25 protein-coding genes and 3 tRNA genes are annotated in these 20402 nt (G+C 66.1%); 15 read left to right on the forward strand and 13 right to left on the reverse strand.

All coding sequences use genetic code 11. The annotated features are described in order from the left end of the window. Positions 1-46: 46 nt before the first annotated feature. Positions 47-2377, reverse strand: coding sequence for a TonB-dependent receptor (locus tag AC5P8Y_RS01405; RefSeq protein WP_111108814.1), 2331 nt, complete (start codon positions 2375-2377; stop codon positions 47-49). Positions 2378-2614: 237 nt separating this feature from the next. Here AC5P8Y_RS01405 and AC5P8Y_RS01410 point away from each other — a divergent pair. Then, a tRNA-Ala gene (locus tag AC5P8Y_RS01410) sits at positions 2615-2690 on the forward strand. Between the two features lie 61 nt (positions 2691-2751). On the opposite strand, the gene AC5P8Y_RS01415 is transcribed toward AC5P8Y_RS01410, so the two are convergent. Beyond that, positions 2752-2922: a hypothetical protein gene (locus AC5P8Y_RS01415; RefSeq protein WP_005410406.1), complete on the reverse strand. Its 171-nt coding sequence runs from the start codon at positions 2920-2922 to the stop codon at positions 2752-2754. Between the two features lie 161 nt (positions 2923-3083). Between AC5P8Y_RS01415 and AC5P8Y_RS01420 the strand changes: the two genes are divergently transcribed. Beyond that, entirely contained in the window at positions 3084-3569 is a 486-nt protein-coding gene (locus AC5P8Y_RS01420; RefSeq protein ID WP_043035605.1) for a hypothetical protein, read from the forward strand. A 6-nt stretch (positions 3570-3575) separates the two neighbouring features. On the opposite strand, the gene AC5P8Y_RS01425 is transcribed toward AC5P8Y_RS01420, so the two are convergent. Continuing rightward, on the reverse strand, positions 3576-4337 hold the full coding sequence (locus tag AC5P8Y_RS01425) for an SDR family oxidoreductase (RefSeq protein WP_043035603.1): 762 nt from the start codon (positions 4335-4337) through the stop codon (positions 3576-3578). Between the two features lie 132 nt (positions 4338-4469). Here AC5P8Y_RS01425 and AC5P8Y_RS01430 point away from each other — a divergent pair, with 132 nt between their 5' ends. Further along, entirely contained in the window at positions 4470-5312 is an 843-nt protein-coding gene (locus tag AC5P8Y_RS01430) for a bifunctional transcriptional activator/DNA repair enzyme AdaA (protein WP_033833223.1), read from the forward strand. Positions 5313-5349: 37 nt separating this feature from the next. Here AC5P8Y_RS01430 and curA read toward each other — a convergent pair whose 3' ends face one another. Further along, positions 5350-6381 (reverse strand): NADPH-dependent curcumin/dihydrocurcumin reductase, encoded by a 1032-nt coding sequence (gene curA, locus AC5P8Y_RS01435; protein ID WP_111188175.1) that lies wholly within the window; start codon positions 6379-6381, stop codon positions 5350-5352. 336 nt (positions 6382-6717) lie between these two features. On the opposite strand from curA, the gene AC5P8Y_RS01440 reads away from it, so the two are divergent. The 7 genes from AC5P8Y_RS01440 to dxs all read left to right on the forward strand — a co-directional run bounded on the left by AC5P8Y_RS01440 (position 6718) and on the right by dxs (position 13383). Further along, positions 6718-6793, forward strand: a tRNA-Phe gene (locus AC5P8Y_RS01440). 73 nt (positions 6794-6866) lie between these two features. Beyond that, positions 6867-6942: transfer RNA gene (locus tag AC5P8Y_RS01445), tRNA-Phe, on the forward strand. Positions 6943-7135: 193 nt separating this feature from the next. Next, the gene (locus AC5P8Y_RS01450; protein WP_033833224.1) at positions 7136-7687 is read left to right on the forward strand and encodes a lipocalin family protein; all 552 of its coding nucleotides are present in this window, start codon (positions 7136-7138) and stop codon (positions 7685-7687) included. A gap of 169 nt (positions 7688-7856) precedes the next feature. Then, positions 7857-8333, forward strand: coding sequence for an LEA/WHy family protein (locus tag AC5P8Y_RS01455; protein ID WP_033833225.1), 477 nt, complete (start codon positions 7857-7859; stop codon positions 8331-8333). 65 nt (positions 8334-8398) lie between these two features. Further along, positions 8399-10189, forward strand: a complete 1791-nt coding sequence (locus AC5P8Y_RS01460; RefSeq protein WP_049402547.1) for an acyl-CoA dehydrogenase C-terminal domain-containing protein — start codon at positions 8399-8401, stop codon at positions 10187-10189. 515 nt (positions 10190-10704) lie between these two features. Further along, entirely contained in the window at positions 10705-11370 is a 666-nt protein-coding gene (locus AC5P8Y_RS01465) for an HNH endonuclease (RefSeq protein ID WP_005410414.1), read from the forward strand. Between the two features lie 105 nt (positions 11371-11475). Further along, a complete protein-coding gene (dxs, locus tag AC5P8Y_RS01470) occupies positions 11476-13383 on the forward strand; it encodes a 1-deoxy-D-xylulose-5-phosphate synthase (RefSeq protein WP_012480865.1) in 1908 nt (635 codons plus the stop codon). A 96-nt stretch (positions 13384-13479) separates the two neighbouring features. Here the strand turns inward: dxs and AC5P8Y_RS01475 are convergent, their stop codons facing one another. The 3 genes from AC5P8Y_RS01475 to AC5P8Y_RS01485 all read right to left on the reverse strand — a co-directional run bounded on the left by AC5P8Y_RS01475 (position 13480) and on the right by AC5P8Y_RS01485 (position 14761). Next, positions 13480-13683, reverse strand: coding sequence for a hypothetical protein (locus AC5P8Y_RS01475; RefSeq protein WP_005410416.1), 204 nt, complete (start codon positions 13681-13683; stop codon positions 13480-13482). Positions 13684-13851: 168 nt separating this feature from the next. Continuing rightward, positions 13852-14424, reverse strand: coding sequence for a DUF3011 domain-containing protein (locus AC5P8Y_RS01480; protein ID WP_033833228.1), 573 nt, complete (start codon positions 14422-14424; stop codon positions 13852-13854). 130 nt (positions 14425-14554) lie between these two features. Continuing rightward, complete coding sequence (locus tag AC5P8Y_RS01485; RefSeq protein ID WP_005410418.1) at positions 14555-14761, reverse strand: hypothetical protein; 207 nt, start codon at positions 14759-14761, stop codon at positions 14555-14557. 403 nt (positions 14762-15164) lie between these two features. Between AC5P8Y_RS01485 and AC5P8Y_RS01490 the strand changes: the two genes are divergently transcribed. The 4 genes from AC5P8Y_RS01490 (at position 15165) to AC5P8Y_RS01505 (ending at position 16702) form a co-directional block, all read left to right on the forward strand. Further along, positions 15165-15449 carry a hypothetical protein gene (locus AC5P8Y_RS01490; protein ID WP_005410420.1) on the forward strand — a complete coding sequence of 95 codons (285 nt, stop codon included), beginning with the start codon at positions 15165-15167 and terminating at the stop codon, positions 15447-15449. Between the two features lie 12 nt (positions 15450-15461). After that, positions 15462-15695 carry a DUF1653 domain-containing protein gene (locus AC5P8Y_RS01495; RefSeq protein WP_005410421.1) on the forward strand — a complete coding sequence of 78 codons (234 nt, stop codon included), beginning with the start codon at positions 15462-15464 and terminating at the stop codon, positions 15693-15695. Between the two features lie 88 nt (positions 15696-15783). Then, complete coding sequence (locus AC5P8Y_RS01500; RefSeq protein ID WP_033833229.1) at positions 15784-16356, forward strand: TetR/AcrR family transcriptional regulator; 573 nt, start codon at positions 15784-15786, stop codon at positions 16354-16356. A 13-nt stretch (positions 16357-16369) separates the two neighbouring features. Further along, positions 16370-16702, forward strand: a complete 333-nt coding sequence (locus AC5P8Y_RS01505) for an SMR family transporter (RefSeq protein ID WP_005410423.1) — start codon at positions 16370-16372, stop codon at positions 16700-16702. A 22-nt stretch (positions 16703-16724) separates the two neighbouring features. Here AC5P8Y_RS01505 and AC5P8Y_RS01510 read toward each other — a convergent pair whose 3' ends face one another. The 5 genes from AC5P8Y_RS01510 to AC5P8Y_RS01530 all read right to left on the reverse strand — a co-directional run bounded on the left by AC5P8Y_RS01510 (position 16725) and on the right by AC5P8Y_RS01530 (position 19041). Further along, positions 16725-16898 carry a DUF1328 domain-containing protein gene (locus AC5P8Y_RS01510; RefSeq protein ID WP_005410424.1) on the reverse strand — a complete coding sequence of 58 codons (174 nt, stop codon included), beginning with the start codon at positions 16896-16898 and terminating at the stop codon, positions 16725-16727. A gap of 94 nt (positions 16899-16992) precedes the next feature. After that, entirely contained in the window at positions 16993-17634 is a 642-nt protein-coding gene (locus tag AC5P8Y_RS01515) for a LysE family translocator (RefSeq protein WP_049402321.1), read from the reverse strand. Positions 17635-17733: 99 nt separating this feature from the next. Then, positions 17734-18342, reverse strand: a complete 609-nt coding sequence (locus AC5P8Y_RS01520) for an ATP-dependent Clp protease proteolytic subunit (protein ID WP_033833232.1) — start codon at positions 18340-18342, stop codon at positions 17734-17736. A 37-nt stretch (positions 18343-18379) separates the two neighbouring features. Further along, positions 18380-18730 (reverse strand): SRPBCC family protein, encoded by a 351-nt coding sequence (locus AC5P8Y_RS01525; protein ID WP_033833233.1) that lies wholly within the window; start codon positions 18728-18730, stop codon positions 18380-18382. Continuing rightward, the gene (locus AC5P8Y_RS01530) at positions 18730-19041 is read right to left on the reverse strand and encodes an ArsR/SmtB family transcription factor (protein ID WP_049402320.1); all 312 of its coding nucleotides are present in this window, start codon (positions 19039-19041) and stop codon (positions 18730-18732) included. Before AC5P8Y_RS01530 ends, AC5P8Y_RS01525 begins: the two co-directional genes overlap by 1 nt. A gap of 85 nt (positions 19042-19126) precedes the next feature. Here AC5P8Y_RS01530 and AC5P8Y_RS01535 point away from each other — a divergent pair, with 85 nt between their 5' ends. Further along, a complete protein-coding gene (locus tag AC5P8Y_RS01535; RefSeq protein WP_111108819.1) occupies positions 19127-19819 on the forward strand; it encodes an aspartate/glutamate racemase family protein in 693 nt (230 codons plus the stop codon). A 24-nt stretch (positions 19820-19843) separates the two neighbouring features. On the opposite strand, the gene AC5P8Y_RS01540 is transcribed toward AC5P8Y_RS01535, so the two are convergent. Further along, positions 19844-20239, reverse strand: coding sequence for a hypothetical protein (locus AC5P8Y_RS01540; RefSeq protein ID WP_033833235.1), 396 nt, complete (start codon positions 20237-20239; stop codon positions 19844-19846). Positions 20240-20402 lie beyond the last annotated feature (163 nt).

Below are 20402 nucleotides of genomic sequence, written 5' to 3' on the forward strand. Positions count from 1 at the left end.
ATTCCAGCAGCGCGATGGCGGGACGACCCGCCACCGCGACAGCGCATTACCAGTTCATGTTCAGCGAGACACCGACGGTACGCGGTTCGTTGTAGACCGCGGCCATGTAGTTCTCGATCACACCCTTGAGGTTCTTCTCATTGGTGATGTTGCGCGCGAACAGCGCCACTTCGTAGGCACCGTAGTTGCCCGAGTAGCCGATCTTCAGGCCACCCTCGAAATCGCCCTTGGAGTTGAACTCCTTGCTGTCGTACAGCACGAAGCTGGTGTAACCCTGCTTGTTCCAGTCGGTGGATACGAACATGGTGCCCGCGTCGCTGACCGGGAAGTCGTAGCGGGCGGCCAGGTTGACGTTGTACTTCGGCGCGTTCGGCAGCGGGTTGCCGTCGATCTGGGCGAAGGTGTTGGCACCGACCTTGATGGTCGGGTCATTCACCGTGCACACCACCTGGCCGTTGAGGCCGCAGACCTGCGCATACACGCGCTTGTCCTTGATCTCGCTGTGCAGCAGGCTCAGGCCGGCGCTCAGGGTCAGGTTCGGGATCGGGCGCAGCTCCATGTCGGCTTCAAAGCCGTAAGCCTTGGCCTTGTCGGCGTTGAACAGCACGCCGTTGCCGTCCGAATCGTTGCCGTTGAGCTGGATGTCGTTGACGGTGTAGGTGAACGCGGTGGCGTTCAGGCGCAGGCGGTTGTCCCACAGGCTGCTCTTCACGCCCGCTTCCCAGGACAGGATGGTCTCGGAATCGGCGGTGGTGAAATCGGCGTTGAACACCGCCGAACGCCCCTGGATGGTCGGGCCACGGAAGCCACGCGCGACCTTGGCGTAGACGCTCACGTCCGGCGTGATCTGATACATCGCGCTCAGATCCCAGCTCGGGGTGGTGTCGGACATCCTGACGTCGGTGCGGCCCTTGTAGGTGACCACGCCAGCGGCAGTGTCAGCGGTCTTCAGCAGGCGGGTGTGCTTCTCGTCCTTGGTCTGGCGCAGGCCGGCGGTGACGGTGAACTTGTCGGTGAAGGCGTAGCTGATCTGGCCGAAACCGGCCCACGAGGTGTTCTTGTTGCGCAGGCGCACCCAGTTGTTCGGGTTGCGGGCCGCGCCCTGCAGGAACCACGCGCGCTGGTAGAAGTCGGTGGTGTCGCTGCCATTGAAGTAGAACGCACCGGCCTGCCACTGCAGGGCGCTGTCATCATGGCTGGCCAGGCGGAATTCCTGGGTCCACTGGTCCAGGTCACGGATGCGGCCCATCGACTGGCCGTAACCGTTCGGCACGCCGTTCACCGGGAAGTTCACCGCGGCGCCGCCGTCGGTGTCGCCGCGGCTGTAGCCGGAGGTGGTTTCGTAGGCGGTGATCGAGGTGAAGTCGATCGCGCCGAAGTCATAACGCGCCTTCACCGAACCGCCGTAGGTCTTGTAGGCCTGCGGGTTGTTGTCGGCTTCGTCGTAGGCGACCTTGTCGCGCGGCACGTCGGTCTTGTTCGAGCCCTTGGTCAGCGCACCGCGCAGGAACAGGGTCGAGGTGCCCTCGTAATCACGGGCGTGGGCCGAGGCCAGGATCGAGAACTGGTCGCTCGGGGTCAGCAGCAGCTGCGCGCGTACGTTGCGGTCATCGAAGCCGCCCATGGCGTTCTTCTTCGGGCTGACCGTGCCGTCGGCGCTCGGGCCGCGGTAGGTGTTGTCGACGTAGTCGTCGCGGTGCTGGTACAGGGCCGACACGCGGAACGAGGCGATGTCGTTGATCGGGCCGCCGAAGCCGCCGTCGATCGACACGCTGTTATAGGTCGCATAGCTGGCACTGACGCGGCCGGTGTAATCCTGGGTCGGCTTCAGGGTGTCGAACTTGACGATGCCGGCGGTGGTGTTGCGGCCGAACAGCGAACCCTGCGGGCCGCGCAGCACTTCCACCTGGTCCACGTCATAGACCGGGTTGGACTTCAGCACCACGTGCTCCAGCACCACGTCGTCCTGGATGATCGACACCGGCTGCGAGGCACCCAGGTAGAAGTCGATGTTGCCCAGGCCGCGGATGTAGAAGCGCGGGAAGATGCGGCCGGTGGTGGTTTCCGCATACAGGCTCGGCACGCGGCCGGACAGCGCCAGCAGGGTGTCATCGCCGCCGGCGGTGAAGTCGCGCATGCGCTCGCCCTGCACCACGCCCACCGAGACCGGCACTTCCTGCAGGTTCTGCTCGCGGTGTTCGGCGGTCACGGTGATGGTGTCCAGCCCGGTTGGGGTCGGCGCGCTGTCCTGCGCGGCGGCACCGAAGCTGCCGACCAGGGCCAGGCCGGCACAGGCCAGAGCCAGCGGGTGGCGGCGGAAGGAAACAAGGGAAGACGACAGACCCGACAGGCGGCGGGAATCGGAATGGGAGGGCATGAAATGCTCTGAGGAGGCGTCCGTCCGGCCTGCGCGGGCCGGGCGGCAAAAAGGAGGAGAACTGCGCAAGCCGCCATTATCCCCCAAATTGTTACGATTTCGTTGCGCGGCGCCCAAACCCGGCGAAACAAGCGGTTTCGGCACAGTCACCCGCTGATGTGCCTCGCGTCTCGACACGAAATTCCTTTGATCGGCTTGGCAAGCGGCAGGCGCTTGGCTAGACTGAAGCCCTGCCGTGGGGCCATAGCTCAGCTGGGAGAGCGCGTCGTTCGCAATGACGAGGTCAGGAGTTCGATCCTCCTTGGCTCCACCACTATTCAGAAGAACCCGTAGATCTTCGTGATCTGCGGGTTTTTCTTTTCAGCGCCGGCAACTCAGGCCGGCTCCTGGTCGCCGTCCTTGCGCTGCGGGCCGCGTGAGTGCGCATCGCGCACCTGTTGGTCGCGCTGCCCGGGCCGCTGCTTGGCCACATCGTCCTGTTTCCTGTCCTGGCGGCTTTCCTGGACGCCCTGCTTCGGGTCCTGATCCTTGTCTCGCTCGTTCATCGAAAACTCCCTCGTCGGCGGCAGGCCAACGCTGTGCACCACGCTAGAGGCTGGCGGGTAATCCACAGGTCAGTCCTGCGCCAACGTCATGTGCAGGCACTGGCTTGCCGCCATTGCCCCCGCGCAGCCAGAATCCGAGGGCCAACGCCCACCGGTACGCCATGCCCTCTTCTGCCCAGCACGCAGCACACGCCGTGCCGATGATCATTGATGCGACCGACGGCAGCATCCAGCTCGGCAATCTGCCGACTCTGATCGGCCCCACCCTGTCACGGGATGAGGCACGTGTCGCCTTCGTCACGCTGATGCATGGCGAGCGCGATGTCGGCACCGGCTACGTCTGGCTCAGCCTGCACCAGCTCAGCCTGGGCGGTGCGCCCGCTGGCATCAGCCTGTGCTTTCACGGGCAACAGCTCGACATGGTGACGATGGGCGTCGATCTACCCGGTGCAACGTTGGAAGACGGCTGGCCGACCCAGGCCGCGATCGATGCCGAAGTCACCTTCATGCGCCGCACGCTGGGTGCGGCGCTGGGTCGCAAGCTGGCCGGCGGCCACGCCCGGTTCGACTGGGGCGAAGCCTGGGCCCGTTTCGATCCGAAGGGCTTCATGGCCAGCAGCGGTATCCGCTACGCGCCACGCTCCTGACCCCGCTCAGGTCCGTGTGATCGACACTCCACCCTCCACGCGCATCGCGGTTCCGGTAACGAAACTGCTTTCATCGCTGGCCAGGAACAGCGCCGCGTTGGCGATCTCCTCCGGCTCGGCCATGCGCTTCAGTGCGTGCAGCGAGCGCACGAAGTCGCGCGCATCGCCGGTCGGTGCCGCCTGCCGGCCCATCTCGGTATCGGTGCCACCGGGCAACAGCACGTTGCTGCGCACGCCGCGCGCACCGTATTCGGCGGCGATAACCTGGCTCAGGCCGATCACCCCGGCCTTGCTCGACGCATAGGCCGCCATGCCGGGGAAGCCCACGGTGTGGCCGACAAAAGTGCCAACGAACACCAGCGAGCCGCCGCCGCGCGCCAACAGTGCCGGCAACTGCGCGCGTGCCGCATGGAAGGCCGCATCCAGATTGGTCGCCATCACCTCGCGCCAGGCGTCCACCGGGAACTCCGCCGCCGGCACGCCCGGGCCGAGCATGCCGGCATTGTTGAGGGCAATGTCCAGGCCGCCGAAGGACTGCTGGGCCAGATCGACCAGCGCTTGTGCCGTGCCCGGGTCAGCCACGTCAGCGGCATGCGCCACGGCTTCGCCACCGGCGGCGCGAATCTGCTCGGCCAGCGCCTGCAGCGGCTCCGGCCGCCGAGCGTTGAGCACCAGCTTCGCCCCTTCGGCGGCGAAGCGCAGCGCGCTGGCGCGGCCGATGCCGGCGCTGGCTCCGGTGATGAGGGCGATCTTGTTGTTCAGGCGCATGGTGGCAGTACCGGTTGTGAAGTGGCCGCCACGATGCCGCGCATCTCCCCTGCCGACACTCCGTTTCCGGGCCTGGCCCGTCGGTGCAGGAAACGGAGTTTCCGCAGCACCGGCACGTGCCAGAATCCGGCCATGGACAGTACCGCCACCACCGCCTTCGATGCCCGCGTCGAACGGGTCTGCCGCCACCTTCAGGCGAGCCTCGACGAGCCTTCGCTGCAGGAGCTGGCCGACATCGCCGGCTGCAGCCCGACCCGCCTGCATCGTCTGTTCAAGCAGGCCACCGGGCTGACCCCCAAGCAATACGCCGCCGCGCTGCGCGCCGACCGCCTGCGCACCGGACTGGAACAACAGGAGCGCATCACCGATGCCTTCCACGATGCCGGCTTCGGTTCCAGTGGGCGCTTCTACGAGAACGCACCGAAGTTGCTGGGCATGACGCCCAAGCAATGGCGCGCAGGTGGTCGCGGCGAAGTCATCCACTTCGCGCTTGCCGAAAGCTCACTGGGCAGCGTGCTGGTGGCCAGCAGTGCCACCGGCGTGGTTGCGATCCTGCTCGGCGACGATCCGGAGACGCTGCTGCAGTCATTGCAGCAACGCTTCCGCCAGGCCGAACTGGTCGGTGCCGACCAGGGCTATGAGCAACTGGTGGCACAGGTGGTGGGCCTGGTCGAGGATCCTTCGCGCGGCGCCACGCTGCCGCTGGATATCCGCGGCACCGCGTTCCAGCAACGGGTGTGGCAGGCACTGCAGCAGATTCCGCGCGGGCAGACCGCGTCATATGCGGATGTCGCCGCGCGCATCGGCGCCCCGCGCTCGAGCCGTGCGGTGGCCCGCGCATGCGCGAGCAACCCGCTGGCGGTGGCGGTGCCCTGCCACCGGGTCGTACGCCGCGACGGCGACCTGTCCGGCTATGCGTGGGGCGTAGCGCGCAAGCGCGAACTGCTGCGCCGGGAAAAGGCCACGACTGCCTGAAGCAGGTGCCGACCTTGGTCGGCACGCCGCCAAGCCCTCAATCCAGCTTCACCACCAGCTTGCCGAAGTTGCGCCCCTGCAACAGCCCAAAGAACGCCTCCGGCGCATTCTCCAGTCCTTCCACCACATCCTCGCGGTACTGGATGCGACCTTCGCGCAGCCACTGCCGCATCTCGCGGTCGAAGTCCGACCACAGGTGGTTGAAGTCGTGCACGATGAAACCACGCACGGTCAGGCGCTGGCGCAGGATCTGGCTGAACAGTGCGGGCAACCGGTCCGGGCCGGGCTGCTCGATGCCCCGCTCGTTGTAGGTGGCGATGGTGCCGCACACCGGAATGCGGGCGAAGTCGTTGAGCAGCGGCAGCACTGCATCCAGCACATGGCCACCGACATTCTCGAAGTACACGTCGATGCCGGCAGGCACTGCCGCACGCAGTTGATCGGCAAAATCAGCCGCGCGATGATCCAGCGCCACGTCCACGCCCAGCGTCTGCAGGTAGGCACGCTTGGCTTCGCCACCGGCGATGGCGACCACGCGCGCGCCCTGCAGCTTGGCCAGCTGGGCGACGGTCGCGCCCACCGGCCCGGTCGCGGCAGCCACCACCAGCGACTCACCCGGCTTCAAACGGGCGATTTCGTGCATGCTGGAATAGGCGGTGAAGCCGGGCATGCCATATACCCCCAGCGCGGTACTCAGCGGCAGGCCGGCCGGATCCAGCCGACGCCCCAGCGCCTTGGCCGGCAGCACTGCGTGGGTCTGCCAGCCACCCGGCGCCAGCAGCAGATCTCCGACCGCCACACCTTCGGCGTTGGATCGCAGCACTTCGGCCACGGTCTGGCCCTCCATCACCGCGCCCACCGCCACCGGCGCGGCATACGAGGGGCCCTCGTCCATGCGTCCACGCATGTACGGGTCCAGCGACAGGTAGCGGTTGCGCAGCAGCACTTCGCCATCCCCCAATGCCGGCAGCGCAGCCTGTTCCAGGCGGAAGTTGGCCGCGCCTGGTGCGCCCTGCGGACGCGAGGCCAGCACGATACGGGAGGTGGAGGTAGCGAGGGAATCGGACATGGTGACCGGCTCTGCTGTTGCCAGCATCAGGAAAGGAATGCCGACACTACGCCGCAACGATTGCCGGCGACGGCCATGAAAACAGCGTTCCATGGACCGGCGCGGCGCGGGTCCGGCGCAGCCCTTGCCCTTGCAGCTTTGGCGATCGCGGCGATCTGCTGATTTCCACCGCAGACGATGATCGACTGACCACGCCCCCGCCCCACAACGGAGGATCAAGCACTTGCGAGCCCACAGACGGCAATGTGAAGAAATCTTGGCAAAACGCTTGCCGAAGGCAGCCGACCTCCGTAATATACGCGTCCTTGGCAGCGACCTCGCTGCAACGAAACATGTGGCCGAGTAGCTCAGTTGGTAGAGCAGGGGATTGAAAATCCCCGTGTCGGCGGTTCGATTCCGTCTTCGGCCACCACTTTCGAAGGCCTGCAGAAATGCGGGTCTTTTTTTTCCGGAAACCGGGTTTGATCACGGTTGCCACACAATTTGGCCGAGTAGCTCAGTTGGTAGAGCAGGGGATTGAAAATCCCCGTGTCGGCGGTTCGATTCCGTCTTCGGCCACCATCTTCAGAGACCTGCAGAAATGCAGGTCTTTTTTTTGCGTGCGGCCTGCCATCCACGCATGGCGTGGATCTACCTGGCGCTGGCCCCTTCCATGGCCTCGATCCATGCCGGGCCACCGCCGTCTGGTTGACGAAACATTTACACCGGTACCCGCCGCGGCACCTACGCTGCAGATTCCTGCCGGAGCCTGCCGATGCAATTGCGCCCCACCCTGCTCGCCTGCCTGCTGCTGGCCGCCGCCCCGGTGATCGCCGCCGAACCGGTGCGTGCAGTCGACACGCTGGACATCGACCGCTATGCAGGCCAATGGCACGAGATCGCTCACCTGCCGGTGTCATTCCAGAAGCAGTGCGTCGGCGAGATCACCGCCAACTACGGGCTGCGCCGCGATGGCCGCATCAGTGTCACCAATGCCTGCCGCAACGCCGACGGAGAACGCGTAATCGCCGAAGGCGTTGCACGCCCGGTGGCTGGCCATCCCGGCCAACTGCAGGTGCGCTTCGTTCCGGACTGGCTGAGCTGGGTGCCACTGGTCTGGGCCGACTACTGGGTGCTGGCGCTGGACCCGGACTACCAGTGGGCCCTGGTTGGTGAACCGGACCGGAAATACCTGTGGATCCTCTCGCGCCTGCCGGAAATGGACCGCGCCCGGTTCGAGCAGTTGAAGGAAAAAGCCGAAGCCATGGGCTACGACCTGCGCCCGCTGCGCCTGATGGCCCCGCTTCGCGATACGCCCGCCGATTGAGCCGCAGTTCAATCCGTACGCGCACCGTGCGCCCGAAGATCCAGCGCTGCGCACGCCCCGCCGCCATCTTCACGCGCTACCCTCTGCGACGGCTCGCCACAGGCGATCCAAACGACCATACGCCGTAGTATGCTTATTCCAACGCACCGCCTCCAGAGGACCTGCGCCCATGCTCCACCGTTTCCGTATCGCCTTGATCGTCCTGTGCACCCTCGCCCTTGCCGCCTGTGGCAACGGCATCGTCAAGCGTGTTTCGGAACCGGCGGCCAGCCTGCAGCAGCTGACCGTGCGCGCCGACGGCAACTGGACCGTGGCGCTGCGCCTGCAGAACTTCAGCTCGATGCCGATGACTTTCGATGATGTGTCGCTGGCGCTGAGCGTCGGCGATGCCGAGGCCGGCACCCTGCAGGCCAAGCCCGGTATCTCCATCGGCGGCACCTCCGCGGATGTCATCAATGTCGACCTGGTGCCCAGTTCGGCCGCACGCCTGGTGGTGGCCGATGCACTGGCCGGCAACCGCACCCTGGCCTATGGCCTGAAGGGAACGGTCGCGGCCACGCCGCAGGAAAAGAAGCAGCGCAGCTTCGATATCAGCAGCCGCAGCACCCTCAACCAGGCCCCGGGCCTGCCGGGCGTGCTGCGCTGATTTCCACCTTCCGTCGCGGCGCCTGGCGCCGCTCTCCCCTGCCCTGATCAAATCGAGACGTACCGATGAGCAGCTACACCGCCCCGCTTTCCGACCTCCGTTTCGCCCTGCACGACGTGCTCAAGGTCGAACCCCTGTTCGCCCGCCTGGGCTTCACCGACGCCACCGCCGACGTGGTCGATGCCGTGCTGGAAGAAGCTGGCCGTTTCAGCGCCACCGTGCTGGCCCCGCTCAACAGCGTTGGCGATGAGATCGGCTGCGTGCTCGACCAGGCCACCGGTGAAGTGACCACCCCGCCCGGCTTCAAGCAGGCCTACGACCAGTTCGTCGATGGCGGCTGGACCGGCCTGACCGCCTCGCCGGAACTGGGTGGCCAGGGCCTGCCGCACACCCTTGGCGTGCCGCTCAACGAAATGATCAACGCCGCCAACCTGGCGTGGGGCAACTTCCCGCTGCTCTCGCACGGCGCCATCGAAGCGCTGAAGCAGCACGGCGAGGCCTGGCAGCACGAGGCCTTCCTCAAGCCGCTGATCGAGGGCCGCTGGACCGGCACCATGTGCCTGACCGAGCCGCACTGCGGTACCGACCTGGGCCTGCTGAAGACCAAGGCCGAGCCGAACGCCGATGGCAGCTACTCGATCACCGGCACCAAGATCTTCATCACCGCCGGCGAGCACGACCTGACCGAAAACATCGTGCACCTGGTGCTGGCCAAGCTGCCCGACGCCCCTCCGGGCGCCAAGGGCATCTCGCTGTTCGTCACGCCCAAGTTCAAGGTCGACCGCGAGGGCACTGTCGGCGAGCGCAACGCACTGCGCTGCGGCTCGATCGAGCACAAGATGGGCATCAAGGGTTCGGTCACCTGCGTGATGAACTTCGACGGTGCGCAGGGTTACCTGGTCGGCCAGCCGCACAAGGGCCTGCAGGCCATGTTCACCATGATGAACACCGCGCGCCTGGGCGTCGGCCTGCAGGGCATCGGTCTTTCCGAGCGCGCTTACCAGAACGCACTGAAGTACAGCCGTGAACGCCTGCAGTCGCGCGCCCTGAGCGGTGCGAAATTCCCGGACAAGCCGGCCGACCCGATCCTGGTGCACCCGGATGTGCGCCGCATGCTGCTGACGGTGAAGTCGCTGGTCGAGGGCAGCCGCCTGCTGGCCCTGCACGCCGCCACCCTGATCGACGTTGCCCATCACGCCGAGGACGCCGCCGAGCGCGAGCGCGCCGATACCCTGGTGAGCTTCCTGACCCCGATCTCCAAGGCCTGCCAGACCGAATGGGGCATCGAGAACACCTACAACGCCCTGCAGTGCTTCGGTGGCCACGGCTATATCCGCGAACACGGCATGGAGCAGCTGGCCCGCGATGCGCGCATCACCACGCTGTATGAAGGCACCACCGGCATCCAGGCGCTGGACCTGATCGGCCGCAAGACCGCCTCCAGCCAGGGCGCCGGCCTGAAGCTGATGCTGGCCGAGATCGAAGCCTTCGCCAAGGAGCATGAAGGCAACGAATCGCTGGCCGAGTTCATCGGCCCGCTGCGCGCCAAGGCCGCCGAATGGGGCAAGCTGACCCTGGACGTGCTGCAGCGCGCGGCCGGCAATCCAGACGAACTGGGTGCGGCCAGCTACGACTACCTGTTCTATTCGGGCTACGTGGTACTGGCCTACTGGTGGGCCCGCAGCGTGGCCGCCGCCGACGCCAGCGCGCACGGCGCCGCCTTCGCCCAGGGCAAGCGCGAAACCGCTCGCTTCTACTTCGCCCGCGTGCTACCGCGCACGCTCAGCCACGCCGCCGCGATCCAGTCCGGCGCCGCCCCGCTGATGACGATGGACGACGAGCGCTTCGGCGCCTGAGCCGGCTGCCGCCCGGCACCCGCGGTAGCGCCGGCCGCTGGCCGGCAACCGCAATAGCAACAGCTGGATCCCGGTGGATGGCGGGGCGGTGTGGGCTGGCAGGACACGCCGTAAACCCCGCTCCGCGATCCGGCCCAGCCGCTGGCGACTGTGCGTTCGGGCGCTTGCGAAGCAGTGCTTCGCAAGCAAAGCGCCCTCACCCATGTAGCCTCGATCGCCGCATCCATGCGGCTCACGCCCCCGCAACCGGACCCACCCCGCCTTCGACAGATCTCCGGTGGCCAGTGGATCCATGCCATGCGTGGATGAAAACCACCGAAATCCATCTGGGGAAAAGCCCCCCTTTGTTAAGGGGGGCGCGCCGACGGCGCAGGGGATAGGAGGAATGCGTGGGCATCCCAACCCGCCATCGGCGGGCTGGGATGCGGAATGCGCGGACCTGAATCGTTGCGATTTGCGTATCGCCGACAGGCGATACACAAATCGTCAACATTCAGGTATAAGCTGTTCTCCCGATGGAGACAGACACTACACGCTTGGGTCTGATCGAAGCCGGAGCTCCGTTTTCTGCTCCGGGCGCCGAAGCATCGCCCAACGCCACGACGCTGCATCGCCCCGGTTCGGTCCGGCTGCTCTCGCTTGATGCCCACGGACGCGTACTGGACTGGATCACCTGGCAGGATGCGGCGTGCCTCTACGCCCGCGAAGCGGTGGCCTGGACGCTGGGCGATCCCTGCCTGCACATCCACGGCGGCACCAATCGCTTCAGCGGCCTGCAGAGCGGCATGGACCTGCACCCGATCATCGCCGCGCGCGGCCATGCCCGCTCCCGCGCGATCGACCCCACGCCGAACCTGACCAACCCGGCCCTGTTCGCCCGCGACGCCCACCTGTGCATGTACTGCGGCCAGCAGTTCAACCGCCCCACGCTCACCCGCGACCACGTCGTGCCACTGTCCAAGGGCGGCCTGGACTGCTGGGAAAATGTGGTCACCGCCTGTTTCCACTGCAACTCGCGCAAGAGCGACCGCACCCCGCAGCAGGCCGGAATGCCGCTGCTGGCCGTGCCCTACCGGCCCAGCTGGATCGAGCACCTGATCCTGTCCAACCGCAACATCCTGGCCGACCAGATGGCCTTCCTGAAGGCGCAATTGCCCAAGCGATCGAAACTGAGCACCTGAACGCCTGAAAATGCAACCCTCACCGTCCTGTCACGGACGGCGGCGTTTGCTTGCCCCACCCCCGTTTGAGGGCGAAAATGGGCATTCAGAAAAAGTGCGAACATGATGATCGACTCTGCCCGCTATCCCCGCCTCGCGCGCATCCAGACGCCGGATGACCTGCGCACGTTCGACGAATCCGAACTGAGGGCGGTTGCCGACGAACTGCGCGCCTACCTCATCGAATCGGTGGGCAAGAGCGGTGGCCACTTCGCCGCCGGCCTGGGCGTGATCGAACTCACCGTGGCCCTGCACTACCTGTACCAGACTCCGGTCGACCAGCTGGTCTGGGACGTCGGTCACCAGACCTACCCGCACAAGATCCTGACCGGGCGCCGCGACCAGATCCACACCGTCAAGCAGAAGGACGGCGTCGCGCCATTCCCGAAGCGCGAGGAGAGCGAATACGACACCTTTGGCGTCGGCCACTCCTCCACCTCGATCTCGGCGGCACTCGGCATGGCCATTGCCCGCCAGTCCGAAGGCGACGACCGCAAGATCGTGGCGGTGATCGGTGACGGTGCGATGACCGCCGGCATGGCCTTCGAAGCGCTGATGCACGCCGGCGGCATGGACCCGGAACCGAACCTGCTGGTGATCCTCAACGACAACAACATGTCGATCTCCGAGGCGGTCGGCGGCCTGACCAAGATGCTCGGCCGTGCCACCGGCAGCCGCACGCTCAATGCGCTGCGCGAAGGCGGCAAGAAGATCCTCGGTGACAAGAAGAACAACCCGGCGCGTTTCGTGAAGCGCTGGGAAGAACACTGGAAGGGCATGTTCGTGCCGTCCACGATGTTCGAGGAGATGGGCTTCCACTACACCGGCCCGATCGACGGCCACGACATGCCCGCCCTGCTGTCCACGCTGAAGACGCTGCGCGCCTCCAAGGGCCCGAAGCTGCTGCACGTGATGACCACCAAGGGCAAGGGCTACGAGCCGGCCGAAGGCGACCAGATCGGTTACCACGCCGTGGGCCCGTTCGATCCGGACAAGGGCCTGGTGGCCAAGGCCGGTGCCAAGAAGCCGACCTATACCGATGTGTTCAGCGACTGGCTGTGCGATGCCGCCGCCGCCGAGCCCCGCCTGTACGGCATCACCCCGGCGATGCGCGAAGGCTCCGGCCTGGTGCGTTTCAGCAAGGAATACCCGCAGCGCTATTTCGACGTGGCGATTGCCGAACAGCATGCGGTCACCCTCGCCGCCGGCATGGCCACCCAGGGTGGCAAGCCGGTGGTGGCGATCTACTCGACCTTCCTGCAGCGCGCGTACGACCAGCTGGTACATGACGTGGCGATCCAGGACCTGGACGTGCTGTTCGCGATCGATCGCGCCGGCGTGGTCGGCCCGGACGGTGCGACCCATGCCGGCAACCTCGACCTGAGCTTCCTGCGCTGCGTGCCCAACCTGGTGGTGATGGCACCGTCCAACGAAGCCGAGTGCCGGCAGATGCTCAGCACCGGCCTGCAGCACCCGGGCCCGGCCGCCGTGCGCTACCCGCGCGGCACCGGCACCGGCGTTGCAGCCGGCACCGACCTGTCCACCCTGCCGATCGGCAAGGGCGAACTGCGCCTGCAGGGCAGCCGCATTGCCCTGCTCGCCTTCGGCAGCACCGTGGCCGCCGCCGAGCAGGTCGGCCGCGAACTCGGCCTGAGCGTGGTCAACATGCGTTTCATCAAGCCGCTGGACCGCGAGCTGGTGCTGGCTGTCGCCGCCCAGCACGAGGGCCTGGTGACGATCGAAGACAACGTGGTGGCCGGTGGCGCCGGTTCAGGCGTCGGCGAGCTGCTCAATGCCGAAGGCGTGCTGCGCCCGATCCTGCACCTGGGCCTGCCCGACAGCTACCAGCACCATGCCAGCCGCGAGGACCTGCTGGCCGAAGCAGGCATCGACGCCGCGGGCATCCGTGCGGCCGTGCTCAAGCGTTGGCCGCAGCTGGTCACCGGTACCCCGCCGCTGAGCGCGGCGGGCTGAGGCCGATTGCCACCCAGTGGATCCGCGCATGGCGTGGATCTACCTTGCGTGGATAGCGGGGGCCCGGAAACAGGATCTGGCCTGACACCCCCGCCCTCAGCCGTAGCTGACCGCTTCAACGAAGGCGCCGCTGGCTTCCACGCGCACCGCGGCGCGCTGCCCGGTATCGACAAAGTGCAGGCGCGCCAGGGTTTCAGCGAAGTCGAAGGCGCGGGCACCGTCGCGGAAATCGATCGGCTCCGGCCGGTCCGGATGCAGCACGCGCCATTGGCGCTGTTCGCATTGCAGGCGGATCAACATGCGGCTCACTCCTTGAGGCAGCGTATCGACGGTAGCGGGACATTCCTGCCGATCACGGCAGGCATCGTCGCAACAGATCAGGGACACACAGAGATGCCCTGATCGCAGAAGATACGACAGTTCAAAATGTGAGCTGTATCAGATTTTTCTGATTTTAGAGGGGCACGCTCAGTTCACCTGGAACTGTGCCCGGCAGCCGTCGCTGACCCAGATGCCACGACGATCCCAGCCCCAGGTCTGGCCCTCGATGCAGGCACTGCGCGAATCCTGGCGAACCAGGCGCACGCCGCGGCGGATGCGGGCGTCGCAGTACTCCTGGCGGTGCCCATTGGAATGACAGGTGATCACCTCACCGCCGCCCCAACCGTTGCCGTTGCCCCAGCCACCCCCATTGCCCCAGCCACCCCCATTGCCCCAGCCACCGCCACGACGGTACTCGCCGACGAACTCGGCGCGGCAGCCCTGGGTCACCCAGACGCCATAGCGCGACTGGCCCCAGGTCTCACCTTCCACGCACGGCGAGCCGGACAACTGGCGGATCATCCGCGCGCGGCCCTCCAGACGGCACTCGTTGCTACGGTTCTTGATCGACTCGCAGCGCACGATGCCGCTGCCTTCGCGGCCACCGTAGCGGTCATCGTCATAGCCGTAGCCATAGCTCTGCGCCTGGGCGCCACCCGCCGCCGCCAGCATCGGCAGCAGGGTGCAGGCCAGGGTACGCCAGGTGAGTGCCTTGCCCATCGAGATCTCCAGATGAATACGATGGCGCAAGCATCCGGGATTCCCGGCACGGCGCACAGGGGGGCGCGTGACGCCGGTTTTTCCCCATTCAAACAACGCAACCGTAGCTGACTGCACGCAACGACCGGCGTCAGTCTCCTACGTGCAGGGCATCCACCGCGCTGCCGAGCGCCTCGACCCGCACCGTGCTGCGCTGGCCGGTGCGACGGTGGTGCTCGAGGGCCCGCGCCGCGGCGACATCGAAAGCCTCGGCGCCCCGCGCATATCGGGTTGCGTCATGCACCTGCGGATCCAGCACGGACCAGTGCCGGGCGTTGCGTTGAACGGTAATGACCATGAGGGGCTCCTGTGGATGGAAGGATGCGACGGCAGGCGGACGGTCCACGTGCCGGTACACCTTCAGGCTAGCGATCACCTCAGGGGTGGCCCATCAGATTTGTACGAAAATGCCACGCCCTCTGGTCAGCCCTTGCCTGCCCTCACATCCCTGAGTCCGTTTAGCCTGTTCATTCCGTGATTCTTGTCACGGAGTCAGCCGGGCTTCACACTACCGTCATCAACAGGGGCCCCTTCCACATGCGCACCTTCTTCTCGCAGCAGCGTTGGACGCTGCTGAAGTTCTATTTCGTGGCCAGCTACCTCGTGCTGATCGAGGAACTGATCCGCGCCGCCATGCACTGAGCGCTTGCTGCAGGGCTATTTGCGACAGACACTGTCGCTTTAGGCACGGAGCCCGCCCGATGAAAGCGCTTCTTCTGATTCCAGCCCTGCTGGTGCTGTCCGCCTGTGCCAACCAGCATCAGGCCGCTGCGCGTGCCGATACGGCGGCCACTTCGCCCGCCACGCCGAAGGTCGGTGGCGACCGCGATGCCCACGGTTGCATCGGTTCGGCCGGCTACCAGTGGTGCGAGCACAGCCAGCGTTGCGAACGTCCGTGGGAACTGGCGCAGGCACAGGGCCTGGCCAACACTGCCGAAGCCATCGATGCCTACTGCGCGAAGCCGGCCAGCCCGGCGCGCAAGTGAGTCGCGCCACCCATGGCTGAGCTGAGTCCGCTCCCCACCCTGGCCCCAGGCCGCTACCGCCACTTCAAGGGCGGCGAGTACGAAGTGCTCGACATCGTCCGCAGCAGCGAGACCCTGCAGCCGATGGTGCTGTACCGCGCGCTGTATGGCGAAGGTGGCCTGTGGGTACGCCCGTACGCCATGTTCGTCGAGCAGGTGCCCGGCGAGCACGGACCGCAACCGCGTTTCGCCCGCGTCGACGCATGAGGGTTCCGCTGCCGGCCATGGCCGGCAGCGCGCGGTAACGCGGCGGGCCTGCGTTACAATCGTACCGTCCAGTCGGTTTCTTCCCGCCATGTCCGCATCCCCCTCCCGTTCGCGCCGCAAGGCGCCCGACAGCGTGCGCCAGTCACTGCTGCAGGCCACCATTGAAGTGATCGGCCGTAACGGCCTGGCCGCGCTGACCGTGCAGGACGTCGCGCAGGCCGCCGGTGTCAGCAAGGGTGCGTTGTTCCATCATTTCAGCAGCAAGCAGGTGCTGGTGGATGAAGCCATCGGAGCGCTGATTGGAGAATTCGAAGCGCGCGTGCGCGCCCTGCTGCAGGAAAACCCCGAAGGCCATGGCCGTTTCAGCCGCGCCTATGTGCAGGCCAACTTCGAGCATCTGCTGCAGCAGGAGCAGGACAACGACATCGGCCTGACCTTGGGCAACCTGATGGAACCGGGCCTGCTTGCGCACTGGCGCAACTGGAAGCGCGCGATGCTGGCCGAGTTCCCTGGCGAAGCCGGCGACCCGCGGCTGTACGCGGCGCGCTGCGCTGCCGATGGCTACTGGGCCACGGCCTACGGGCGTCCGCTGGACGAGGAAGAACGTGCCAATGCATTGGCCATGGCCGAACAGGCCCTGAAACTGTGCGACCTGCAGTGAGCTGGAGCGCTCGATGAATCCCTACCTCTACCTTGCCGCCGCCATCGTGCTGGAAGTGATTGCCACGTCACTGCTGAAGGCATCCGACGGCATGAGCCGGCTGGCGCCGACACTGGGCGCACTGGTCGGCTACGGGCTGTGCTTCTACCTGCTGTCGATGACCATGAAGTCGATCCCGACCGGCATCGCCTACGCAATCTGGTCCGGCGTCGGCATCGTGCTGATCTCACTGATCGGGCTGGTGGTGTTCAAGCAGCGCCTGGATGCACCGGCGTTGATCGGCATCGGCCTGATCTGCGCCGGCGTACTGGTGATCAACCTGTTCTCGCGCAGCAGTGCGCACTGAGCACACTGCTGCGCGATCAACGCTAGCTGACCTTCTTCGCTACGGTCATGCCGAGCAGGAACAGCACCACGGCGATGATGATGCCGGCCCAGAACAGGAACTTGGCGATACCGACCGCGGCACCGGCAATGCCACCGAAGCCGAGCACGCCTGCGATCACACCGATGACGGCGAAGATGATGGCCCACTTGATCATGTCAAACCTTTCCCCGCGGGGACTGCGTACTGGATGGTCAGGCTAGGCCGTGGCCGATGCGGCAATCGTGAACAGGCCGCGTGCGCGGCGTGAATCAGCGCGGACGGAAGCGCAGCAGCGCGACGGCAAACGCCAGGAACACGCTGCCCACCAGGCGCTCGAACCAGCGTCGCGCAAACGGCTTGGCCAACCAGCGGCGAAGGCCATGGCCACCGGCCGCATACATCACGTACCAGAACAGTTCGCACGCGGCGAAGGTGGCCACCAGCACGCTGTACTGCAGCGCCTGGCCGCGTGATGGGTCGACGAACTGCGGCAGGAACGCCGCCGCGAACAGCAGCAGCTTGGGATTGCTCAGGCCCACCAGAAGGCCACCACGGAACACCTTCCACGCGCCCAGCGAGGCCGCAACCGGCGGCGTAGCATCGACCGTCACCGGCGGTGCCGGCCGGCAACTGTCACGCCATGCCTTCAGGCCCAGCCAGGCCAGATAGGCCACGCCCAGATAACGCAGCACCTCGAACAGCATCGGCGAGGAATGCAGCAGCGCACTCAGGCCTGCTGCGGAGGCCACCAGCACCAGCAGCATCGCCAGCAGGCAGCCGGCCATCGCCGGCACACTACCACGGAACCCCAGCCCGACGCTGCGGCCGAGGATATGCAGCATGTTCGGCCCCGGCGTACCACACAGAACGAACACCGTGGCGAGGAACCACCACCAGGTATGCAGGGCCATAGCGCACATCCACTTCAGAAGATCCAACCAGCATAGAGTGCGCCGGGCCTGCCGCGGCACACACAGCGCAGCATGGATGTGGTGGTTACAGAGGCAGGCTCAGGCCGCGAGTGCGTCGCGCCGTACCAGTACCTGGTCGATCAATCCCCATTCGCATGCCTGCTCGGCACTCATGAAACGATCGCGATCCAGGGTCTGCTCGACCTCCACGACACTGCGTCCGCAATGCTGCGCATACAGCCGGGTGATGCGCTGCTTGGTGCGCTGCATTTCCTCGGCGTGGATGAAGATGTCCGAAGCCTGGCCCTGCACCCCGCCCAGCGGCTGGTGCACATGCAGGCTGGCATTGGCCAACGCCGCACGGTGTCCCGGCTCGCCGGCCATCAGCAGAAAAGAACCCATCGACCGCGCAGTGCCCATGCACAGCGTATGCACCGGGGCCGAGATGTACTGCATGGTGTCGTACATCGCCAAGCCGCTGGAGATCACCCCACCCGGCGAGTTGATGTACAGATGGATCGGCTTCTCCGGGTTTTCCGATTCCAGGAACAGCAGCTGCGCGCAGACCAGCGCCGACACAGTGTCATCGACTTCGCCGTTGAGAAAGATGATGCGCTCACGCAGGAGCCGCGAGTAGATGTCATAGGAGCGCTCACCGCGCTCGCTGCGCTCCACCACCATTGGTACCAGCTGCATTCTGTCCCGCATGTGCCTGCTCCCTGTAGCGTTCGACCCTGGCGCCCGTTCAAGCCGCGCGCATCACCGTGCGATGCTCATCGTTGGCGGCCAACGGCAGCAGCGCGCGCAGGTCGCTGAGCCGATGCACAATGGTCAGCACCGTCCCCCCACCGTCATCCGCGCGCAGCCGGAAACACACCAGGCTGTGCAGATGCGGGGGCTGCGCATCTCGCAGGTGGAACCCCAGCTCCCGCCCCTCCTCGCACAAGCAGGGCTGCGAATCGGCAAGATCGGCCGCAGGCAACCAACGCTCACGCAGCGCCGGGTCGAACAGTGCGCGCCAGACCTGTTCCGGTGGCGCTGGCAGCCACTGCTCCATCACCAACGCAGGAGCCGCTTCGTTCAGAACATCGTCCATCAGTCCATCTCCTTCAGCAGATCCTGCAAGGCATCCATACGCGCGGGCCAGTAGGCCCGGTAGCGCTGCAGCCAGTTGCCGATGTTGGCCAGTCCGCGCGGATCGACCTCGTAGTGGACGAAGCGCCCTTGGCGCTGTTCGCTCACCAGCCCAGCATCGCGCAGCACCGCCAGGTGCTGGGACATCGCAGACTGGCTGATCGCCATGCCCTCGCGCAGCGCGCTGGCATGCTGCCCCCCCTGGGCCAGCTTTTCGAAGATATGGCGCCGGGTGGGGTCGGCCAGCGCCTTGAACAGGGCGTTTTCGATCATGATCAACACATTAGCAAACACTAATGTGTAGTGCAACTCACCCGCTGCCTGTGCTGCAATAGCAACTCCTGGCATGGAGCTGTGCATGAAGACTCTCGGCCTGATCGGCGGCATGAGCTGGGAAAGCTCGGCCCAGTACTACCGGCTCATCAACGAGGAGGTACGGCGGCGGCTCGGCGGTGCGCACTCGGCACAGCTGCTGCTGTGGTCGGTGGATTTCGCCGGCATCAAGCAGCTGCAGCACGAGGGCGACTGGGACACCCTGGGTGACCACATGGTCGATGGCGCGCGGCGCCTGCAGGCGGGCGGCGCCGACCTGCTGCTGATCTGCACCAATACCATGCACAAGCTGACCGATCGCATCGAGGCGGCCTGCCCACTGCCGCTGCTGCATATCGCCGACCCCACCGCCCAGGCCATCGTGCAGGCAGGCGCACGCAAGGTGGGCCTGCTCGGCACCGCCTTCACCATGGAACAGGACTTCTACCGCGGCCGGCTGCAGGATCGCTTCGGACTGGAGGTGCTGGTACCCGAAGCCGATGATCGTCGCAGCGTGCACGACATCATCTACCAGGAGTTGATCGCTGGTGTGGTCAGCGAGCACTCACGGCAGGTCTATGCCGGCGTGATCGCGCGACTGGTGGCGCGCGGTGCCGAAGCAATCATTCTTGGCTGCACCGAGATCATGCTGCTGGTACGTTCGGAGGACAGTGCAGTGCCGCTGTTCGATACCACCGCCCTGCATGCGCGGGCCGCCGTGGACACGGCCCTGGCTTGAATCAATGCGCGCAGGAGCGCGGAATCAGTCCGCGCCCTGCACCTCCAGCGCGGTGATCAGCCACTCGACCACCGCCGGTGAATCGCACAGGAAAAAGATGGCGTCACCGGAGCGTGCTTCGGTAAGCAGCCGATAGATCGTGATCGCCACCGCCGACTGGTTGGCGATGAACACTTCCGGGCTGCGCGGCCCTTCACTATGCCCGGCAACAGCATGCAATGCCTTGCGCGCAGCCACAGTGGCAGCCGGGTCCGCGCTGCGGGTCAGTTCCGGCCCGCGCAGCCCCCAGGCAACGAACACATGCTTGCCCTTGAACGTAGTGTCCAGGACCCGCACCTCGGCGCCACCTGCGTCGGCCGAGCGATGAATGACGGTACTGCTGATCAACGCAACCCCCTGTGGTCGTCGTGGTCCGCGCATCCTCCCCCGCAGGCCGCCCGCACACCAGTGACGGCAGCCACAGGCTGCGCCGACAGGCGTGGAAGACATGTAAGAAGGTGTAAACCGATGCGATCGGATGTGCAGCGATGATACGGGATGTAAGCCTCTGCATGGGCTGGTGCGCACTACTAAATCCCTCCTG

This window comes from Stenotrophomonas sp. YJH_SMC_12-1 (genome assembly GCF_059370935.1).

Excerpts from the sequence above, each read along its gene's own strand:
- AC5P8Y_RS01405 (WP_111108814.1), bottom strand. The coding sequence starts at position 2,377 with ATGCCCTCCCATTCCGATTCCCGCCGCCTGTCGGGTCTGTCGTCTTCC.
- AC5P8Y_RS01430 (WP_033833223.1), top strand. The coding sequence starts at position 4,470 with ATGGACAGTACCGCCACCACCGCCTTCGATGCCCGCGTCGAACGGGTC.
- AC5P8Y_RS01485 (WP_005410418.1), bottom strand. The coding sequence starts at position 14,761 with ATGGTCATTACCGTTCAACGCAACGCCCGGCACTGGTCCGTGCTGGAT.
- AC5P8Y_RS01465 (WP_005410414.1), top strand. The coding sequence starts at position 10,705 with ATGGAGACAGACACTACACGCTTGGGTCTGATCGAAGCCGGAGCTCCG.
- dxs (WP_012480865.1), top strand. The coding sequence starts at position 11,476 with ATGATCGACTCTGCCCGCTATCCCCGCCTCGCGCGCATCCAGACGCCG.
- AC5P8Y_RS01475 (WP_005410416.1), bottom strand. The coding sequence starts at position 13,683 with ATGTTGATCCGCCTGCAATGCGAACAGCGCCAATGGCGCGTGCTGCAT.
- AC5P8Y_RS01420 (WP_043035605.1), top strand. The coding sequence starts at position 3,084 with ATGCCCTCTTCTGCCCAGCACGCAGCACACGCCGTGCCGATGATCATT.
- AC5P8Y_RS01540 (WP_033833235.1), bottom strand. The coding sequence starts at position 20,239 with ATGCGCGGACCACGACGACCACAGGGGGTTGCGTTGATCAGCAGTACC.
- AC5P8Y_RS01520 (WP_033833232.1), bottom strand. The coding sequence starts at position 18,342 with ATGCGGGACAGAATGCAGCTGGTACCAATGGTGGTGGAGCGCAGCGAG.
- AC5P8Y_RS01505 (WP_005410423.1), top strand. The coding sequence starts at position 16,370 with ATGAATCCCTACCTCTACCTTGCCGCCGCCATCGTGCTGGAAGTGATT.
- curA (WP_111188175.1), bottom strand. The coding sequence starts at position 6,381 with ATGTCCGATTCCCTCGCTACCTCCACCTCCCGTATCGTGCTGGCCTCG.
- AC5P8Y_RS01500 (WP_033833229.1), top strand. The coding sequence starts at position 15,784 with ATGTCCGCATCCCCCTCCCGTTCGCGCCGCAAGGCGCCCGACAGCGTG.
- AC5P8Y_RS01495 (WP_005410421.1), top strand. The coding sequence starts at position 15,462 with ATGGCTGAGCTGAGTCCGCTCCCCACCCTGGCCCCAGGCCGCTACCGC.
- AC5P8Y_RS01455 (WP_033833225.1), top strand. The coding sequence starts at position 7,857 with ATGCTCCACCGTTTCCGTATCGCCTTGATCGTCCTGTGCACCCTCGCC.
- AC5P8Y_RS01450 (WP_033833224.1), top strand. The coding sequence starts at position 7,136 with ATGCAATTGCGCCCCACCCTGCTCGCCTGCCTGCTGCTGGCCGCCGCC.
- AC5P8Y_RS01415 (WP_005410406.1), bottom strand. The coding sequence starts at position 2,922 with ATGAACGAGCGAGACAAGGATCAGGACCCGAAGCAGGGCGTCCAGGAA.
- AC5P8Y_RS01510 (WP_005410424.1), bottom strand. The coding sequence starts at position 16,898 with ATGATCAAGTGGGCCATCATCTTCGCCGTCATCGGTGTGATCGCAGGC.
- AC5P8Y_RS01515 (WP_049402321.1), bottom strand. The coding sequence starts at position 17,634 with ATGGCCCTGCATACCTGGTGGTGGTTCCTCGCCACGGTGTTCGTTCTG.
- AC5P8Y_RS01530 (WP_049402320.1), bottom strand. The coding sequence starts at position 19,041 with ATGATCGAAAACGCCCTGTTCAAGGCGCTGGCCGACCCCACCCGGCGC.
- AC5P8Y_RS01535 (WP_111108819.1), top strand. The coding sequence starts at position 19,127 with ATGAAGACTCTCGGCCTGATCGGCGGCATGAGCTGGGAAAGCTCGGCC.
- AC5P8Y_RS01525 (WP_033833233.1), bottom strand. The coding sequence starts at position 18,730 with ATGGACGATGTTCTGAACGAAGCGGCTCCTGCGTTGGTGATGGAGCAG.
- AC5P8Y_RS01460 (WP_049402547.1), top strand. The coding sequence starts at position 8,399 with ATGAGCAGCTACACCGCCCCGCTTTCCGACCTCCGTTTCGCCCTGCAC.
- AC5P8Y_RS01490 (WP_005410420.1), top strand. The coding sequence starts at position 15,165 with ATGAAAGCGCTTCTTCTGATTCCAGCCCTGCTGGTGCTGTCCGCCTGT.
- AC5P8Y_RS01480 (WP_033833228.1), bottom strand. The coding sequence starts at position 14,424 with ATGGGCAAGGCACTCACCTGGCGTACCCTGGCCTGCACCCTGCTGCCG.
- AC5P8Y_RS01425 (WP_043035603.1), bottom strand. The coding sequence starts at position 4,337 with ATGCGCCTGAACAACAAGATCGCCCTCATCACCGGAGCCAGCGCCGGC.